Raw genomic sequence first — 19,651 nt, forward strand, 5'->3', positions numbered from 1 at the left:
TCATATAGATTTACGTGATTTTAACAGATATTTTACGCAAATGCCCTCGAATCACTCAGAATTCGAGAGTATAATCACATAGCGAAACGAGTGAGGTAGAACATGGAGATAATACTGAAGAATATTACAAAAGCATTTGGAGAAAAGACAGTGATCACGCCCACGAGCCTGACGGTGGAAAGCGGAAGCTTTACGACCCTTCTTGGCCCTTCGGGCTGCGGCAAGACCACACTGCTGCGCATGATTGCCGGCCTGGAAAATCCGGACACAGGAGAAATCTGGCTGGATGATCAGTGTGTATTCTCTGCGGAAAAGAAAATCAACGTTCCTCCGGAAAAGCGGAATCTGGGCTTTGTGTTTCAGGACTTCGCCCTGTGGCCCCATATGACGGTGTTCGAGAATGTGGCCTTCGGCCTGCGGGCCCGCAAGGATACGGAGGGACTTCAGGAAAGGGTAATGGAAGCGCTTCGGGCGGTACGCCTGGAGGATTACGCAAAGCGCTATCCCCATCAGCTGTCCGGCGGACAGCAGCAGCGGGTGGCCTTCGCCCGTTCTATCGTGATTCGGTCGGGCTGCATTCTGTTTGATGAGCCGCTGTCTGCGCTGGACGCGCTCCTTCGGGAGGAGATGCGCCATGAGCTGAAGGATCTGGTATCCAGACTTGGCATCACAGCGGTCTTTGTCACTCATGACCAGACCGAGGCCATGAGCATGAGCGACCGTATCGCGGTACTCAATGGCGGCGTCATGGAACAGTACGATACGCCGGAGCAGATTTATCATCATCCGGCTACGGTCTTTGTCGCCCGGTTTGTGGGAAAATCCAACTGGCTGGATGACGCGGAGTTTTTCCGGCCGGAAGCCATGACACTGGAGGCCCGGGAAGGATACCGGCACTATGAGCTGCCGGTGGAGAGCATACAGTACCTGGGCGATACCTACGAGCTTACCCTGGGCTATCAGGGAAAGACCTGGATGCTTCACTGCAGCCGGAGAACAGCTCCCGGCGAGAAGCTTTCCGTTTACATAAATCCAGAACAAATCATTTCATGTGGGAAGGAGAACTAAGAAAATGAAAAGACGTGTTTTTGCTTTACTGCTTGCAGGCTGCCTCTGCCTTGGACTTGCTGCCTGCGGACAGAGTACACAGGAGGACAGCGCTGCAGCTGACACAGAGGCCGCAGCGGAGACAGAGACAGAAGATGCAGCCGCAGCTGCTGACACAGAGGAGGCTGCCGGGGAAGAAACCGCAGAGACTGCAGGTTCCGGAAAAGTCACCGTGTATATGCCGAGCCCCGCAGGACTGGCTGACAAGCTGGCTGCCGCCTTTACGGAGCAGACCGGCATCGAAGTAGAGCAGTTCCAGGGAACGACAGGAGAGATCCTGGCCCGTCTGGAGACAGAGCAGGCAAATCCGGTTGCCGATGTGGTGATTCTGGCTTCCTGGTCTGACGGTCTTTCCATGAAAGAAGACGGACAGATTATGAGCTATACGCCGGCCAATGCCGACCTGGTAAATGAAGGCTGGATTGACGAGGACAGCATGCTGTTTGGCTACAGCGCTTCGGCAGTCGGCGTGATTTACAATACAACCATTTATCCGGAGCTTTCCGCTGACTGGCCGGAGCTGGCCGGAGCTGATTATACGGACGATATCGCAATTCCGGACCCGGAGAAATCCGGCGCCTGCAAGGACTTTCTGGCTGGTCTGGTGACAGGTCTTGACAACGGAGAAGAGATCATGCAGTCCTGGGCTGACAACGGCCTGACCGTTCCGGGCGCGAACTCTGCCGCTCTGGAATCTGTGACCACCGGTGAAAAGGGCATTCTGATTGCCGGTGTGGACTACAACGCATATTCTTCCATCGCAGACGGCGAGCCGCTGAACATTTACTATCCGGCCAGCGGTACGGTGGTGAATCCACGTCCGGCCATGATTATGAATACGGCGCCCAACGTGGACAATGCGAAAGCCTTTATCGATTTCCTGTTCAGCGACGAGGCGCAGCAGATGGTAGCTGAGGCATATCTGCTTCCGGGACGTAGCGACATTCAGTGCGAGGGACGCACCAATCTGGCAGAGATTCCTCAGATTCCGACAGACTGGAATGCTATGATGGATGTGGCGGATGATACGGCGGCCAGACTGAACGAGATTTGCCAGTAAGGGCTGACCGGAGGAATTATGAGACAATCAGCGACCTGGAAAAACAAAGGTATTTTATGGATACTTCTTGTGATTCTGGCGGGTCTGATCGTCTGTCCCCTGATTATGGTATTTGCCGAGGCGGTTATCATTGATGGCCGCCTCGATTTGCATCAGGCATGGTCTATCATAGCGGACAGCGAAAACCTTCAGACCATCTGGAATTCACTTCTGCTGGGCGTGTGCGTGGTTCTGTGTTCCACGGTGTTTGCGGCGCCTACGGCCTATCTGCTTGCCCGCACCCAGCTTGCCCGGCATAAATGGCTGGACATAGTGTTTATGGTGCCCTTTATGACGCCGCCCTATATCGCGTCCATGGGCTGGATTCTGTTCATGCAGAAACGGGGGCTGTTTCAGCAGCTCTTTCCGTTTACAGGCTCCTTCTCGGAGGGCTTTTTCTCCTTCGGCGGCCTGGTGCTTGTCATGAGCCTGCATGTGTTCCCGTTTATGATGACGATTCTGAAGAACGCGATTCTCAACATTCCGGCCAGCCTGGAGGAGGGCGGGGCAGTCTTCGGAGCGGGCTTCGGCCTGCGTCTGCGGAAGATTTTTGCACCGCTTCTGACCGGAAACTTTGCCATCGGAGCGCTGCTGGTCTTTGTGAAGACGCTTTCCGAGTACGGCACTCCTTACACGCTGGGACGCCGCATCGGCTTCTACGTCTTTACGACGGACATTCACCGCTATTCCACCACGGCGCCGGTGGATTTCGGACGCTCGGCCAGCCTGTCGTCCGTTCTGATCTGTATCTGTATGGCGCTCTGGCTGCTTCAGAACTATATTACGAACCGGAACAGTTACCGGCTGGTAAGCGGCAAGGGCAGCCGCCCGGCCCGCACCACGCTTTCCGGAGCAGGTCTTGCAGCAGCCTGGATATGGGTGGTTCTGGTGATTCTTGTGGCGATTGGCATCCCCTATTTTTCCATTATTGCCACTTCTCTGATTAAGCTGCGTGGCTATGGCCTGGCAGCAGGGAATTTTACGCTGGAGCATTATGTGGAGCTGTTCACCACAAGCCGGAGTCTGGAAGCCATCGGAAACAGCATCTTTCTGGCGGTCTCCTCGGCTACCATCTGTTCGGTGCTCGGCACGATCGTTGTGTCGGCAGTACGGCGCGGCAAAGGCCTCCTGAAGAAACTGGTGGAGGGCATCAGCCTTCTCCCGGAGATGCTTCCCGGCATCGTGCTGATCATCGGTATCATGCTGTTCTGGAACGCCATTTACCAAGTGATTCCCCTCTACAATACCATGGGAATCATGGTGCTGGCCTATGTGGTGCTGTATCTGCCCTATACGGTTCAGTATGTGACTTCGTCCTTTACGCAGATCAACGACAGCCTGCTTCAGGCGGGCCGCACCTTCGGCGGAAGTCCGTTCTATGTATTCCGCCGGGTGACCCTGCCCATGATATCAAAGGGCATCCTGACCGGATGGATGATGATCTTTATCATCGCCTTCCGGGAGCTGGTTACGGCGAGCCTGATTGCGCCTCCCAATGTGTTGGTGGTATCCACCTATATCAACCGGGAATTTGAACAGGGAAGCGTATCCCTGGGCATGGCGATGGCTGTACTCTGCGTGCTGATTACGACCACAGCGCTGCTGATTATGAATGCGGTGACGGAAAGAGAAAAGAAATAAGACATCGGAAAACAGGAAACCGGAGACCGTGAAAATCACCCCTCTGAATGATTTTCACGGTCTCCGGTTTTCATTTTCCATTCTCGTTTTCGTTGGTGTACAGGGACAATCCATCTCAGCTCTGTTAAATTTGCCTGCTCTTTGCCGGTCCGGCCTTACAGCACTGGTTTATGCGGTTAAAAGCAGAACGAAGTAAAACAGCACAATGACAGCTGCGATAATTCCAAGCAGCATAAGAAGTTTCTGCTTCATAAAAGATTCCTCCCGGTTTTATTTGTCTGTAAACTTAATTTGATATTGGTTCAAATCGTAGACGTTGGCAAAAAAGCCTTTTAAGATCGTCTCTGCGTTTTACGAGGCGCAGCTTCTGTTCTTTTCTGGTGGTTCGAAAAGCCGGATGCTGTATCAAAACAGGGGTGGAACCGCAGGGTATAACAGAAATTTTTTTCAGGTGTTTTCGTGATACAGGAACACATGATTTGATTCGAGATGCGAAAGAGAAGCTGTAAAATGACTTTGAAGGATAATCTCCTTGTGGTAGAATGATTTTGTATTCAGAAAGATTTCTGGAAGACGATAATGGAAATGGTTATTAAATAATACAGGGGGTTCTGCTTTGGACAGAAAAAAATTTATAAAAATTCTGCTCGCTGTAAATGCAGTGCTTCTGTGCGGCATTTTTATTCTGATTGCAGGCGTGTTCCGGGATATTCCGGAGAATGTGACAGAGTCAGTGGAACATGTACTGGACCGGGACGTGGAGCTTACAGACCGGGAAAATGGGCTCTACACCTATCAAACGGCGGTGTCTGTCCCTATAGAAGGAACAATCAGCTTTCAGGCCAGGGATGACGAGGGCATCCGGACCAACTATGCACAGCAGGCATTCCGCTATATTGCGGATGCCTATTTTCAGGAGGGAGAGATTAGCTGGGAAGAGACAGAGGCCTGGGGACTTCCGGCCTGGAGGCTTGCAGTGAATTATCCGGTGCAGGAAGGGCAGAGCATGATGGATTTCTGCGGGTATATGGGGGAATTTGCGGAGCTCTGCATGAAAAGCGACGCCTTTATGCGAAATGGGCATATGGTAAATCCTTTTCCGGCAGTCAGCATTCAGCCTGTGAACGGCCGCAGAGTGTTGGAATTTTCTTATAATTCCTACGGCTATCCCGGCTACACGCAGGAGGACTTTGAGCAGGAGCTGTATATTTTTCTGAATGCAAGCCTGGCGGACGGATCTGGGGAGGAAACCGGCGTCCAAGGGCAGGAGGCTCCTTTGAGCGGCGGACAGGCGGAAGAAGCAGCATCAGGAATGGAAGGGGAACATTCGGACAGGCAGGAGGAGAGAGGAAGCTATGTAGGAGAAAATCTGGATCGTTATCTGGGGATGGAGGCGGACGCGGTTCTGAAGCTGGAGAACGGGCGGGAGTACCGGTTGATCGCTACGGATTACACAATGGGCAGCAACTACTATATCCTGCTTGGCGTCGAAGCCGGCGGGACAGACTGCTTTCTGTTCAATCCGGATCCCTTCAATCAGGGTGGCGGGCAGGCAGAGTGGATCTGGTTCCTGGATGACACGACAGGCTTTATCTGCAAGAGCGGCAGGGGTCGGGAGACGGGACAGCTGTACCGTACAGAAGACGGAGGAGAGTCCTTTGAGAACGTTTCCTGGCCGGAGATAGAAAGGCCTCTGGAGGACGGAAGCCCCTATGCGCCTTACAAGCTTCCGGAAGCAATCTATGAGGAGGACGGAAAACTGTACCTGATTGTAAATCAGGGCTCCATGAAGAGCTTCCACAATCAGGAAGGAATTTATCCCAGGGCGGTATTTGTCTCGGAAGATCAGGGAGAAAGCTGGGAGCTTGCGGAAGAGATCGAGTGATTCCCATCCCGTTTCTTTTATTTCCGCCTTTCATAAATCAAGTCTGTAATACCGTTATAGCTCTGTGTTTTTATAAGCTGCAGCTTCCGCTCTGCGGCCAGCTCCCCAAAAAGACGGATTCCGCTGCCAAGCAGCGTCGGGATGACAGAAATATGCCAGCGATCGATCAGATCTTCTTTCATGAGCTGCTGAATGATGTCTGCCCCTCCGCAGATCCAGATACCATCCCCTTCTTCCTTCTTGAGACTCCTTACGAGAGCACACGGATTTTCAGCAGTGAATACGATAGCTTCGGTGGAGGGAATTTCCCGGTGTGTAATGACATAGCTTTTCTGCTCCGGATATACCCACTCATCCGGAGAAAGCTCCGTGACTACCTGGTGATAGGTGTTCCATCCCATAATTACCGTATCGATACCGCTGATGAATTCGGAATAGGAGCCAAAATTGTCTCCGTTTTCTTCCTGGCCGTTCAGCCAGTTGACATCCCCGTTTCTGTCTGCGATATAACCGTCCAGGCTGACAGCGATAAATAAAGTGACTTTCCGCATAGCACATTTCCTCTCTGCAAATACTCATTTCTATCATTTCTCAGGTTCCCCGTCCCTCTGAATCATACAGAAGTATTCGCGGAATCCTGCCTGTTAATTCAGCTGAATTATACTATATACTATGAAGGTGTTTTTATTCAAGGCATTTTAAGGGAAAAGAAGCAGCCTCTCCTTCTGCTGGAAGTCCGCTCCGCAGAGGAAATTTCCTGCCTCAGGCAGAGTACGGCCCTTGCTGATTTTCTCCCTTGCAAAACCGCCAAAACTCCTGTACTATAGAAAAAGACAAAATACCTTCAGACAGCAAAGACACCTTTATTTTTGCCGTCTGAAGGCTAAAGCTGTGCGCTCCGCCGCCATTTTGAAATCTCAACGAATGGCATATTCAGGAGTCAGCCATCCGGTTTCTGATATCTCAATGTACGGCCTCTTCGTGGACTCCTGTATGATTACGGCGGACTTTTTGTCCGTCCGGAAGCATACAGGAGTCCACGAAGGGACGGACATGAGATACAGAAATCCGGATGGCGTCCCCCAATAGGCCACCCATGAGAAAGAGAAATCCGGATGGCGTCCCCCAATAAGCCACCCATGAGAAAGAGAAACCCGGCCGGCGTCCCTTAACAAGCCACCCACAAAGTATATAAGAAAAAGGAGCATCCACATGTACTTGATAGCAGGTCTTGGAAACCCCACAAAGCAATACGAGCACACCCGTCATAATATCGGCTTCGACGCCGTCACATATCTGGCGGATCGATATCATATAAGTATGAATACAAAGAAGTTTCAGGGCGTCTGCGGAAGCGGAGTGATAGAAGGGCAGAAGGTCCTTCTTTTGATGCCTCAGACCTATATGAACCTGAGCGGGCGCAGCGTCGGGGAGGCGGCCGCCTTCTATAAGCTGGATCCGGCCTCGGAGGTGATCATCATCTACGATGATATCGCATTGGAGCCGGGCAGTATCCGCGTCCGCAAAAAGGGAAGCGCGGGAGGGCACAACGGAATCAAGGATATCATTGCCCATCTGGGAACCCAGGAGTTTCAGCGGATCCGCGTAGGCGTTGGAGAAAAGCCGAAGGAGTATGATCTGGCAGATTATGTGCTGGGGCGGTTCTCGGCGGAGGATCGGAAGAGGGTCGATGAGGCCTTCGGCCATGCGGCTGACGCCGTGAGCCTGATGGTACAGGGAGAGACAGATGAGGCCATGAACCGGTACAACCGGAAGCAGAAGCAGGAGCAGAAACAGAAGCCGGAGAAAAAAGAGTAAGATGAAAGCATTTCTGGAACCATTTCGACAATTAGGGATATACGAAGAGCTGGAGAAGCGCCTGAAGAAGAACAGGGGACTTCTTTTGCTGTCCGGCTGCGTGGATTCCCAGAAGGTTCATGCGGCCAGCAGCCTGTGGCAGGGCTATCCCTACCGGATGATCCTGACCTACAGCGAGCAGAAGGCCAGGGAAATCTACGAGGACTGCCGGTATTTTGACCGGGAGACGGTGCTGTATCAGGCCAAGGATTTTCTGTTTTTTCATGCAGACATTCAGGGAAATCTGCTGGTGCAGCAGAGGGTGCGGGCGCTGCAGGCCCTGCTGGAGAAAAAGGAGGTCACAATCGTCACGACCTTCGACGGCCTGATGGACCGGCTGCGCCCATTGGAGCAGGTGAAAAAAGAGATTCTGACCATCGGGCAGGACAGTATCATAGAGCTGAAGGCTCTCACGGAAAAGCTGGTGCGCTTAGGCTACGAGCGGACAGGACAGGTAGAGGCGCCGGGACAGTTTGCAGTCCGCGGAGGCATCGTGGACATCTATGCCCTGACGGAGGACGCGCCCTGGCGGATCGAGCTGTGGGACGACGAGGTGGATTCCATCCGCAGCTTTGATGTGGAGAGCCAGCGCTCCATGGAAAATGTCAGCGAAATTGTACTTTACCCGGCGGCGGAGCCGGTTCCCGGAGAAAAGGAGGAGGCCGTCAGCTTCCTGGATTATTTTGATCCCGGACAGACCCTTTTCTTCCTGGATGAACCTGCGAGGCTTCTGGAAAAGGGAAGAACGGTAGAAAAGGAATTTCAGGAGAGCATGGCCAACCGGGCGGAGCGCGGGGAGGCGCTGCCGGAGGAGGCCAGGCTCCTGTACGGCAGTGATGAGATTACAGCCCGGCTGAATCAGAAGAACTGCGTGGGCCTGTGCCTGATGGACCAGAAGGCGTCCGAGTGGGAGGTAAACGGGAGATACCAGGTAGAAGCCCGCTCTGTCAATCCCTACAACAACAGCTTTGAGATGCTGGTGAAGGATTTGAAGCGCTGGAAGCGGGAAAAATATTCCGTGATCCTGATGTGCGCCTCCGGAACCAGGGCGAAAAGGCTGGCGGCGGATCTGCAGGAGCAGGAGCTGAACAGCTTTTACAGCGAGGATCCGGAGCGGGTGGTGCAGCCCTCCGAGATTATGGTGGTGCACGGCAGCCTGCACAGGGGCTACGAGTATCCGCTGATCCGTTTTGCCGTTTTGTCTGAGACGGACATTTTCGGACGGGAAAGGAAAAAGCGAAGGAAGCAGAAGGTCTACGAGGGCCAGAAAATCCAGAGCTTTTCCGAGCTGAAGCCCGGAGATTATGTGGTGCATGAAAATCATGGCCTTGGTATCTACCGCGGTATCGAGAAGGTGGAAGTAGACAAGGTCATGAAGGACTATATCAAGATTGAGTACGCCAAGGGCGGGAATCTCTATATTCTGGCGACTCAGCTTGAGATGATACAGAAGTACGCGGGCTCCGACGCCAGAAAGCCGAAGCTGAACCGGCTGGGAGGCAGCGAATGGACCCGGACCAAATCACGGGTCCGGGGAGCGGTCCAGGAGGTGGCGAAGGATCTGGTGGAGCTTTATGCGGCCCGCCAGCAGAAGGACGGCTACGCTTACGGGCCCGATACCGTCTGGCAGACAGAATTTGAAGAGCTGTTTCCCTTTGAGGAGACGGCAGATCAGCAGCTGGCGATTGAGGCGACCAAAAAGGATATGGAGAGCACAAAGATCATGGACCGGCTGATCTGCGGGGATGTGGGCTACGGAAAGACGGAGATTGCTATCCGGGCAGCCTTCAAGGCAGTTCAGGAGAATAAGCAGGTAGTCTATCTGGTGCCGACGACGATCCTCGCCCAGCAGCATTACAATACCTTTGTGCAGCGCATGAAGGATTTCCCGGTCCGAGTGGATCTGCTGTGCCGTTTCCGGACACCCACGGAACAGAAAAGGACGGTGGCGGATCTGAAAAAGGGACTGGTGGATATCGTGATCGGAACACACCGGGTTCTGTCTGCCGATGTGGAGTTTAAGGATCTGGGGCTGCTGATCATTGATGAGGAGCAGCGCTTCGGCGTGGCTCATAAGGAAAAAATCAAAAAGCTTAAGGAAAACATTGATGTGCTGACATTGACGGCCACACCGATTCCAAGGACGCTCCATATGAGCCTGATCGGAATCCGTGATATGAGCGTACTGGAGGAAGCGCCCCAGGATAGGCTTCCGATCCAGACCTACGTCATGGAGTATGACAGCGAGATGGTGCGGGCCGCCATCAGCAGGGAGCTGGGACGCGGCGGACAGGTCTACTATGTTTACAACCGCGTCAACAATATCGCTGAGGTGACGGCTCAGATCGCTGAGCTTGTCCCTGAGGCGAACGTAGCCTTCGCGCATGGACAGATGAGGGAGCATGAGCTGGAGAAAATCATGTATGATTTCATCGCGGGGGAGATCGACGTGCTGGTATCCACGACAATTATTGAGACAGGGCTGGATATCTCGAATGTGAACACCATGATTATTCACGATGCGGATAATATGGGGCTTTCTCAGCTCTATCAGCTGAGGGGGCGCGTGGGGCGCTCCAGCAGAACCGCATACGCCTTCCTGATGTACCGGAAGGATAAGATGCTCAAGGAGGTAGCCGAAAAGAGGCTGGGAGCGATCCGGGAATTCACGGAGCTGGGAAGCGGCTTTAAGATTGCCATGCGCGATCTGGAAATCCGGGGAGCAGGCAATCTGCTGGGCGAGCAGCAGCATGGACACATGCAGGCGGTCGGCTATGATCTCTACTGCAAGATGCTCAATGAGGCGGTGAAGAAGCAGAAGGGGACAGCTCTTCCGGAGGAAGAGTTTGAAACCATGGTGGATATGGAGCTGGATGCTTATATTCCCGACACCTATATTCGAAATGAGAGCCAAAAGCTGGATATCTATAAGCGGATTGCGGGAATCGAGTCCGCGGAGGAATGCGAGGATATGCAGGATGAGCTCCTTGACCGGTTCGGCGATCTGCCCCGTCCGGTGCAGAATCTGCTGAAGGTGGCGGATCTGAAGGTAAAGGCGCATCATGTCTATGTAAAGGAGCTGGTGGAGCGTCCGGACGAAATCCGGCTGATGCTCTACGAGAGAGCCAGGCTGAACCCGGCGGCGCTGCCGGAGTTCCTTGCAGGCTTCGGGGACAGAATGAAGTTTACGGCTGGAGAGAAGCCGGCTCTTTATTACCGCAGGAAGAAAAACAGCCGGGGAGAGGAGACAGACGCCCTGAAGCTTCTGGGAGAAATCCTGGACAAAATGGAGGCTCTTCTGTAACAGGCAGGGCTTTGGCTGCGGCAGGCAGACAGGAACCGCTGGAGGTGGCAAAGGATGAAGCAAAGGAAAAGAAAACAGGAAGTATTTTCGAACATTTCAATCAGAGGGCTGCTGCTTGCGGCTCTGTTGGGAATCTCCGCAGCAGCGCTGTCAGGCTGCGGCGGCGCACAGAGTGGAAGGAATGCAGGAAACGTGCAGGACGGCAGCACGGCGCGGGAAGCGGCAGAAGAGGAAGGGACTCCCGTAGCGTATCTGGGGGACGAGGCGGTTTATCTTGACGAAGCGCTGTTTTACACCAGGATGCTGCAGGAGCAGTGGGAGTACGCTTACTACCAGGATTTCGGAAGTGAAATGTGGCAGCAGGAGGCGGCGGAAAGCGGGCAGACGCTGGAAGAGACGCTAAAAGGGGACGTCATGTCCCTGCTCACAGAGCTCCATTTGCTCTGCGCGCATGCGGAAGAGTATGGAGCAGCGCTGACAGAGCAGGCTCAGGCAGAGATTGCCCAGCGCGCGCGGAATTTTATGGAAAGCAATACGCCTGAGGTTCTGGAGGCAGCTGGCGCAACGGTAGAAAGCGTGGAGCGGTATCTGACCCGGAACGAGCTGGCGGCTCTGACAGCAGAGCTGATTCAGAACGGATACGAGCCGGAGATAGACGAGGACGAGGCAAGGGTCGGGAAGCTGACGTACTGTCTGTTTTCCGCGACAGGAACCTATGACACGGAGGGAAATTATACTCCGTTTACAGAGGAAGAGAAGGAGGAGATCCGGAAGCAGTCGGAGGAATTTGCGGCCAGGGCACAGGAGCTGGGAGATATCGCGGCGGCAGGCGAGGAGGCGTCCCGTACAGTGATAGACGCTTATTTCAATGACAGTACGAACGGCGGCACACACCCGGATGTGGCAGACGCGGTACGCGGCATGGAGACGGGGCAGGTGTCCGGGCCGATTGAGACAGAGGATGGCTGGTATGTGGTTCAGAGGGTATCTGATTATGATGAAAGCGCCACGGAGGATAACCTGGAGGCCATGAAGGCGCAGGCGAAGGAAGAATATCTGATGAGCCTGGAGGCGGAGTGGGAAGCGGAGACGCCGCTGGAGATAGAGGAAGAGGTCTGGGAGACCGTCCGTGTGGACAAAATGCTGACAGCAGTTTGAGAGCAGTGCCGGTCCGGGCGGGAGACAAAAGCTTTTCTGCGGCTGAACTGTGAAAAGTTTATGACTGGGGCAAGAAAGCCTTGCCGGACAGAGAAAAAGCGTCTATAATAGACAATAAATGTTTTACAGATAGGAAGGATTTACAGATATGATGAGAAAAGGAATAGCTGTACTGGTATCTGCGCTGGTGCTTTCCACTGCCATGAGCGGCTGCGGAAAGGAAACAGTGCTGGACGGAACCGAGACAGCGGCAACTCTTGACGACACGGTAAATATGACTCTGGGAGAGTTTAATCTGATGCTCCGTTATCAGCAGGCTCAGATGGAAAGCACCTACGCTTCTCTGTTTGGGACTACAAACTTTTACGGACAGGATTCCGGCACAGGAACGACCTATGGAGAGACAGCGAAGGAAAGCCTTCTGGAGCAGTTTCAGGAGCTCTATGTGCTGGAGGCAGAGGCACCGAACTATGGCGTAGAACTGACGGACGAAGAAAAGGCGGCTATCACAGAGGCGGCAGTTCAGTTTGTCGAGGATAATACCGAGAAGACTAGGAACGCCCTTGGGGCTGATCAGGCATCGGTAGAGCGCCTTCTGACGCTTGCGACGATTCAGGACAAGATGTATGATGTGCTGACGGCGGATGTGGACACAGAGGTGTCTGATGAAGAGGCGGCCCAGAAACGGATTTCCTATGTTTTTGTATCTACACAGGGAACAGAGGTAGATGAGGAGGGAAATACGGTAGAGCTGACGGAGGAAGAGAAGCAGGCGGTAAGAGACCGTCTTCAGGCGGTACTTGACGATGCCGCCGAGAGCGGCGATCTGGCGGCTGCCATAGAAGCGGCGAACGAGGAGGCCGGGGAGGATGAGCAGATTTCTTCTGCCACGGAGATTACCTATGGCGCAGACACCACGACAGTGGCGGATGTAGTCAAGGAAGCGGCGGATCAGCTCTCCGACGGCGAGATTGCCCCCATTGTGGAGACGGACACCGGATATTACGGAGTACAGATGCTCAGCACCTACGATGAAGAAGCAACAGCGGCAGAGAAGGAAAATATCATTCAGGAGCGCCGGAATACCCTGTATCAGGAGCAGTGCGCTGCGCTGGAAGAGAACCACACGTTTACGACGGTGGACAGCGCTCTGGACAAGCTGACCTTCGACAGAGTGTACTATGTGGATACAACTGCCACAGGTACGGATACCGGTACGGAATCTGAGACGGAGACAGATACAGGCACAGAGTCTGAGACAGACGCAGCTGCAGAGTAACATGCGGAAGGACAAAAACGAGGCTGGCGGCTGACAGCAGTTTGCAGCCTCTGATGAATAAGAAGGAGACAGTTCCGTGAAATTCAGGTCGTTGAGATCCTGAATTTCACGGAACTGTCTCCTTTTTTCATAATATCCTGCCGCAAGGAAATGGTTGCCATCAGGCAGAAGCGGTGCTATAATGATTTCAGCGGATTTATCTGAAAATTGAATGAAAAACAGTTGGTGCCGCAAAAGACTGCGGAGAATAGGGAAACAGGTGAAAGGCCTGTGCGATCTCGTCACTGTATGCAGGAGCAGATTGCCAATATGTCACTGAGTAATCGGGAAGACGGCAATGTGCGCCAGACTGCGAGCCAGGAGACCTGCCAGCTGTGGTACGGGGATGACAGATTCCAGATCACGAGGTTTGATTGTACCGAAATACGCTTCCGGCCAGCAGGAGCATGTACCTGCCGGTGGAAGGCAGTTTCCTGCAATCCAGCTGCTTTATGCGTTGGATTTTTGTTTTTCGTCCCTTTTTATACCTGTATCTGGTATTGAAAGGGTATTTTTTTGTCCATTTGAGAGCAGATACAGAGGAGCTCAGAAAATCCGCAAGTAAATTTCCAGGGAGGAAAAAGGAATGAAGAAAAAAATCGTAGCTTTAGTGTGTATGGCAGCGTTTACATGCGCGCTGCTGGCAGGCTGCGGCTCAGGCGCCGCAGATACTGCGGATACCGCGGCTGAGACGACGGAAGAGACAGCGGACGCGGCAGAAGAGGCAGATTCAGCGGACGAGACGGAAGCGGTTTCGGATCAGGAAGCGGCAGACAATGTGGCGGCGTTGATTGACGCGATCTATGTCCAGCAGAGGACGGATGAGACGGACGCACAGTGCGCTGCGGCAAAGGAGGCCTGGGACACTCTGACGGACGCTCAGAAGGAGCTGGTGGCAGGTGAGAATGCAGATCCGGATTATTTCGGCAGAGATACCGGCGACGCGTCGCTGGACGATCCCCGCAATCAGGATGAGATTGGCGAGAATGAGCTTCTGGTCGTAAGCTTCGGCACATCCTTCAACGACAGCCGTGTGGAAGACATCAAGGCGATTGAGGATGCGCTGCAGGAGGCTTATCCGGATTGGTCAGTGAGAAGGGCTTTCACAGCTCAGATCATCATCAACCATGTGCAGGCCCGGGATGGAGAAGCCATTGACAATATGGAACAGGCGCTGGAGCGCGCGGTGGCAAACGGCGTACAGAATCTGATTATACAGCCCACCCATCTGATGCACGGCGCAGAATATGATGAGCTGGTGGAAGCTGTGGAAGCTTATCAGGATCAGTTTACATCCGTGGCAGTGGCTGAACCCCTTCTGGGTGAGGTTGGTTCTGACGCGACTGTGATCAATGAGGACAAGCAGGCTGTGGCAGAGGCTCTGACTGCCGAGGCCGTGGCAGGAGCAGGATATGACAGCGCGGAGGCAGCGGCAGAAGACGGAACAGCCTTTGTATTTCTGGGACATGGAACCTCTCACACGGCGAACGTATCCTACAGCCAGATGCAGACACAGATGACAGAGCTTGGATATGACAATGTGTTTATCGGAACTGTTGAGGGCGAGCCGGAGGGAACAGACTGCGAATCCATTATCAGCGCAGTGGCCGAGGCCGGATATACGAAAGTGGTTCTCCGCCCGCTGATGGTAGTGGCAGGTGATCATGCGAACAACGATATGGCAGGGGAGGACGCTGATTCCTGGCTGAGCATGTTCAACGCTTCCGGAAGCTTTGAAAGTGTAGACGCGCAGATTGAAGGACTGGGACGGATTGAGGCCATCCAGGATCTCTATGTGGCCCATACGGCGGCAGCAATGAGCGAGTAAGGAAGCAGGAAAAATGAAGAAAAAAATGATAACAATCCTGTGTGCGGCCATGCTCGGCTGCGCTCTGCTGGCAGGCTGCGGCTCGGGCGGTTCAGCCCCCGCAGGCACTGAGACAGAGACAGAAACAGAAACAGCAGCGGAGACAGAAAGTCCGGTCTCTCTGGAGGACGGCGTATATACGGCTGATTTTGACACGGACAGCGGCATGTTCCACGTGAGCGAGGCCTGCGGCGGAAAAGGCACTCTGACGGTGGAAGACGGAAAGATGACGATCCACATCTCTCTGGCATCAAAGAATATTGTGAACCTGTACCCGGGCCTGGCGGAGGACGCGCAGAAGGAAGGCGCGGTTCTGCTGGAGCCTACGACGGACAGCGTCACCTACAGCGATGGAATCACAGAAGAGGTATATGGATTTGATGTTCCGGTGCCTGCGCTGGATGAGGAGTTTGACCTGGCGCTGGTGGGAACGAAGGGAACCTGGTACGATCATAAGGTTTCCGTGTCGAACCCGGAGCCTGCCGGTGAAGAGCAGGCAGCGCAGTAACGGCGGAAGGCTGCAGGAGGGGCTGCCGCGGACCTGAGGTCCGCGGCGGCTTCCGGCTTTCATAAAGCCGGCGCATGGCATACGGGGCGCCAGAATCAGCTCCGCGGTTTCTGTGAGAGCGGCAGCCTCTGCGTATGGCGCTGAAAAGGATGGAGAAACAGATTATGGAAACAATGGAAAACCAAAAGGAAAATGTCATTCTGCCGGAGGATGGAGCATATACCGTGGAGGTAACGCTGGAAGGCGGCTCCGGGAGAGCGCAGATCACTTCTCCGGCGGAGTTGGTCATAGAGGGTGGAGAGGCATATGCACGGATTGAATGGAGCAGCTCCCACTACGATTATATGAAGGTAGATGAGGAGATGTATCTGCCGGTCAATGAGGAAGGAAACTCCGTGTTTGAGATTCTGGTTACGGTGTTTGACGAGCCGGTCGAAATTCTCGCAGAGACTACGGCCATGAGCAGGCCACATGAGGTGGAATATACTCTGACCTTTTCGTCAGAGTCGATCTCTTCTGCAGAGGGGACAGACCTTCCGAATGGAATTATCTGGGCGGCAGTGGTGATTCTGGCTGCAGCCGCAGCGATATGTCTTGTAAAGAAGAGGAAGAAGGAAAGCTGAATGAGGAAAAGAGGGATGGCTCTGTTCTTGAGTCTGCTGCTGCTTCTTGCGCCGGCCTGCAGCCCTGCGGAAGGCGGAGCAGACTGGGAGCGGGATACGGATATCAGCTCAGAGCTGGAATATGAGGACAGCATGGAACTGCTGTATGCAGAGAAATTTTCGGTGGATTATTATACGGGCGGCTTTGCCCTCATCACAATCAATAGCAGCGAACGTTACCTTGTAGTTCCGGAAGGGGAAAGCAGTCCAGAAGATCTGGAGAAAGATATCACAGTGCTTTATCAGCCTCTGGACCGCATTTACCTGGTAGCTTCTGCTGTGATGGATATGTTTATCTCCATGGATTCTCTGGATGTGATTCGGTTTACGGGAACAAAGGCGGAAGGCTGGTATCTGGAAGAGGCCCGGCAGGCTGTAGAATCAGGAGATATTCTCTATGCGGGAAATTATTCCGCTCCGGATTATGAGCAGATTCTGGCAGAGGGCTGCGATCTGGCCATTGAAAATACGATGATCTATCATACGCCCGAGGTCAAGGAGCAGCTGGAAAGGTTCGGAATTCCTGTGATGGTGGATTATTCCAGCTATGAGACAGAGCCTCTTGGAAGAACAGAATGGGTGAAGCTGTACGGCCTTCTGGCGGGCCGTGAGGAAGAGGCGGCAGGGGCCTTCGCCGGGCAGCAGGAAGCCTTTGCGTCCATTGGGAATGCAGAAGATACCGGTAAGACGGTGGCCTTTTTCTATATTACGAACAGCGGCGAGGTCAATGTGCGTAAGGCTTCCGATTACCTGCCGAAAATGATTGAGCTTGCAGGAGGACGTTATGTTTTTTCGGATCTGGGGGCAGAGGATGACACGGCCTCTTCCACGGTCAGCCTGCAGATGGAGGAATTTTATGCGGCGGCCAGAGAAGCTGATTATCTCATTTACAACAGCACCATTGACGGGGAGCTTTCTTCGGTGGAGGAGCTGTTTGGAAAAAGTGAGCTTCTGGAGAATTTTAAGGCGGTTGGGGAGGGCAATGTGTACTGCACGACGAGAGATTTGTATCAGTCGTCCATGGAGCTCGGCACGATGATCGCGGATATTCATGGAATGCTGAACGGAGAGGAGGACAGCCTGACCTATCTGTACAGGCTGGATTAAGAGATGAAGCAAAAACGGTATGTCCTGATCTTTCTTTGTCTGGCAGCGGCAATGCTCCTTCTGATGGCCGCAAACGTGTGTATTGGCAGCGTCAATATCCCGTTTGCGGAGGTCCTGCGGATTCTGGGAGGAGAACGGGGAGCGGATGTGTCGGCGGATATTGTACTGCAGATCCGCCTTCCGCGTGCCCTGGCGGCTGCCATTCTGGGAGGCGCTCTTGCGCTGTCGGGCTATCTACTGCAGACCTTTTTCCACAATCCGATCGCAGGCCCCTTTACTTTGGGAATCTCTTCAGGAGCAAAGCTGACAGTAGCTCTTGTGATGGTATTTTTCCTGGAAAGAGCCCTTCGGGTCAGCTCTCTGATCCTGATTCTGGCGGCCTTTGCGGGAGCGATGATTTCCATGAGCTTTGTACTTCTGATGTCCAAGGCGCTGAACCATATGTCTACGCTGATTGTGAGCGGCGTTATGATTGGCTATATCTGCTCGGCTGTCACAGACTTTGTCGTGACCTTTGCGGATGATTCTGATATCGTAAACCTCCACAACTGGTCTCAGGGAAGCTTTTCGGGTGTGAGCTGGAACAATGTGGCGGTGATGACGGTGGTGATATTTCTGACCTCTGCTTTTGTATTTCTGCTGTCCAAGCCGATCAGCGCTTACCAGCTGGGGGAGGCCTATGCGCAGAATATGGGGCTGAATATCCGGCTGTTCCGGGCTCTGCTGGTGCTGCTTTCCAGTCTGCTCTCAGCCTGCGTGACCGCCTTTGCAGGGCCGGTATCCTTTGTGGGAACGGCAGTGCCGCAGATTGTAAAGAACGTTTTTCGGACGGCACGTCCGATTTTGATGATTCCGGCCTGCTTCCTGGGCGGAGCCGTATTCTGCCTGTTCTGCGATCTGCTGGCCCGCACACTGTTCTCTCCTACAGAATTGAGCATCAGCACGGTGACGGCGGTTTTCGGGGCTCCCGTAGTTATCGTAATTCTGCTGCGGAGCAAAAGGGAAGGAGCGTGACGGGCTGTGGATGAATTCTATTTTTATACGAAGGGAATGACAGTAGGCTATCATGGAATGCCGCTTATCAGAAATATTGAGCTGAAGGTCAGGCGCGGAGAAATCCTGACGCTGATCGGGCCAAACGGAGCGGGAAAAACGACAATTCTCAAAAGCATTATCAGGCAGCTGTCCCTCCTTGGGGGAACGGCGTATCTGGACGGGACGGATATGAGCCGGTTTACCGGAAACGAGCTGGCCCGCAGGCTTTCCGTTGTGCTCACAGAGCGGGTGCGCCCGGAGCTTATGACCTGCGGGGATGTGGTTGCAGCGGGGCGGTATCCATATACCGGACGCTTTGGAGTGCTGAATGACAGGGACCGGGAAATCGTGAGGGAGGCTATGGAGCTGGTGAGCATTCAGGAGCTGAAGGACCGGGATTTCAGGCAGATCAGCGATGGGCAGAAGCAGAGAGTGATGCTGGCACGGGCCCTCTGCCAGCAGCCTGAAATCCTGGTGCTGGATGAGCCCACATCCTTTCTTGATATCCGTTATAAGCTGGAGTTTCTCTCGGTGATACAGAAAATGTCCAGAGAACGGAGACTGACGGTCATTCTGTCTCTCCATGAGCTGGATCTGGCAGAAAGGATTTCTGACCGGATTGCCTGCGTGCGCGGCGACTGCATCGACCGCTTCGGCCCGCCTGAGGAAATTTTTTCGGGAGGATATATTACAGAGCTTTATGGGATGACGGAGGGGGCTTATGATGAGCTCACCGGGAGCCTGGAGCTGGAAAGGCCTCCCGGTCCGCCTGAGGTTTTCATTATCGCGGGCTGCGGCACGGGGACGCCCCTCTTCCGCAAGCTCCAGAGAGAGGGCGTTCCCTTTGCAGCCGGCATTTTATGGGAAAATGATCTGGATTATCCGGCGGCCAGAGCTCTGGCCGCCGGCCTGGTCACAGAGAAGCCCTTTCACCCGTTTTCAGAAGAAAAGCTTTTGCAGGCCAAAAAGCTGCTTGACAGCTGCAGCCGGGTGCTCTGTGCTCCCGGGCTGGACCTGGAAGGGAAAATGACAGAGAAGCTGCGGAGCCTGGCAGGCTATGCGCAGGAGCAGGGAAAGCTGGGATAAGGCTTCCATTTCTGGAA

Annotated in this window: 15 protein-coding genes and 1 riboswitch; of the genes, 14 read left to right on the forward strand and 1 reads right to left on the reverse strand. The window is 53.8% G+C overall.

From position 1 onward, the window contains the following. Positions 1-102 precede the first annotated feature (102 nt). From B5E77_RS00460 to B5E77_RS00475, 4 genes are all read left to right on the forward strand, one after another. Positions 103-1,068, forward strand: a complete 966-nt coding sequence (locus B5E77_RS00460; protein WP_087163422.1) for an ABC transporter ATP-binding protein — start codon at positions 103-105, stop codon at positions 1,066-1,068. A 4-nt stretch (positions 1,069-1,072) separates the two neighbouring features. Next, positions 1,073-2,167 (forward strand): ABC transporter substrate-binding protein, encoded by a 1,095-nt coding sequence (locus B5E77_RS00465; protein WP_087163423.1) that lies wholly within the window; start codon positions 1,073-1,075, stop codon positions 2,165-2,167. 18 nt (positions 2,168-2,185) lie between these two features. Continuing rightward, a complete protein-coding gene (locus B5E77_RS00470) occupies positions 2,186-3,847 on the forward strand; it encodes an ABC transporter permease (protein WP_087163424.1) in 1,662 nt (553 codons plus the stop codon). 616 nt (positions 3,848-4,463) lie between these two features. Then, on the forward strand, positions 4,464-5,732 hold the full coding sequence (locus B5E77_RS00475) for a hypothetical protein (RefSeq protein WP_087163425.1): 1,269 nt from the start codon (positions 4,464-4,466) through the stop codon (positions 5,730-5,732). 17 nt (positions 5,733-5,749) lie between these two features. On the opposite strand, the gene B5E77_RS00480 is transcribed toward B5E77_RS00475, so the two are convergent. Then, positions 5,750-6,283 (reverse strand): dihydrofolate reductase family protein, encoded by a 534-nt coding sequence (locus B5E77_RS00480; protein WP_087163426.1) that lies wholly within the window; start codon positions 6,281-6,283, stop codon positions 5,750-5,752. A 661-nt stretch (positions 6,284-6,944) separates the two neighbouring features. Between B5E77_RS00480 and pth the strand changes: the two genes are divergently transcribed. From pth to B5E77_RS00535, 10 genes are all read left to right on the forward strand, one after another. After that, positions 6,945-7,550 carry an aminoacyl-tRNA hydrolase gene (pth, locus tag B5E77_RS00485; RefSeq protein WP_087163427.1) on the forward strand — a complete coding sequence of 202 codons (606 nt, stop codon included), beginning with the start codon at positions 6,945-6,947 and terminating at the stop codon, positions 7,548-7,550. Between the two features lies 1 nt (position 7,551). Next, the gene (gene mfd, locus B5E77_RS00490) at positions 7,552-10,893 is read left to right on the forward strand and encodes a transcription-repair coupling factor (protein WP_087163428.1); all 3,342 of its coding nucleotides are present in this window, start codon (positions 7,552-7,554) and stop codon (positions 10,891-10,893) included. A gap of 54 nt (positions 10,894-10,947) precedes the next feature. Then, on the forward strand, positions 10,948-12,051 hold the full coding sequence (locus tag B5E77_RS00495; RefSeq protein WP_087163429.1) for a peptidyl-prolyl cis-trans isomerase: 1,104 nt from the start codon (positions 10,948-10,950) through the stop codon (positions 12,049-12,051). Positions 12,052-12,199: 148 nt separating this feature from the next. Further along, a complete protein-coding gene (locus B5E77_RS00500; RefSeq protein WP_087163430.1) occupies positions 12,200-13,330 on the forward strand; it encodes a hypothetical protein in 1,131 nt (376 codons plus the stop codon). Between the two features lie 206 nt (positions 13,331-13,536). Further along, positions 13,537-13,717: riboswitch (cobalamin riboswitch) on the forward strand. 238 nt (positions 13,718-13,955) lie between these two features. Beyond that, positions 13,956-15,197, forward strand: a complete 1,242-nt coding sequence (locus B5E77_RS00510; protein WP_204247995.1) for a sirohydrochlorin cobaltochelatase — start codon at positions 13,956-13,958, stop codon at positions 15,195-15,197. A 13-nt stretch (positions 15,198-15,210) separates the two neighbouring features. Next, positions 15,211-15,744 carry a hypothetical protein gene (locus tag B5E77_RS00515; RefSeq protein ID WP_087163432.1) on the forward strand — a complete coding sequence of 178 codons (534 nt, stop codon included), beginning with the start codon at positions 15,211-15,213 and terminating at the stop codon, positions 15,742-15,744. Between the two features lie 164 nt (positions 15,745-15,908). Beyond that, positions 15,909-16,367 (forward strand): hypothetical protein, encoded by a 459-nt coding sequence (locus tag B5E77_RS00520; RefSeq protein ID WP_242963520.1) that lies wholly within the window; start codon positions 15,909-15,911, stop codon positions 16,365-16,367. Further along, entirely contained in the window at positions 16,368-17,513 is a 1,146-nt protein-coding gene (locus tag B5E77_RS00525; RefSeq protein ID WP_087163433.1) for an ABC transporter substrate-binding protein, read from the forward strand. A gap of 3 nt (positions 17,514-17,516) precedes the next feature. Next, positions 17,517-18,527, forward strand: a complete 1,011-nt coding sequence (locus tag B5E77_RS00530; protein WP_087163434.1) for a FecCD family ABC transporter permease — start codon at positions 17,517-17,519, stop codon at positions 18,525-18,527. A 6-nt stretch (positions 18,528-18,533) separates the two neighbouring features. Further along, the gene (locus B5E77_RS00535; protein ID WP_087163435.1) at positions 18,534-19,634 is read left to right on the forward strand and encodes an ABC transporter ATP-binding protein; all 1,101 of its coding nucleotides are present in this window, start codon (positions 18,534-18,536) and stop codon (positions 19,632-19,634) included. Positions 19,635-19,651: the final 17 nt, after the last annotated feature.

The organism is Lachnoclostridium sp. An131 (assembly GCF_002160825.1).
Classification (GTDB): domain Bacteria; phylum Bacillota; class Clostridia; order Lachnospirales; family Lachnospiraceae; genus Laedolimicola.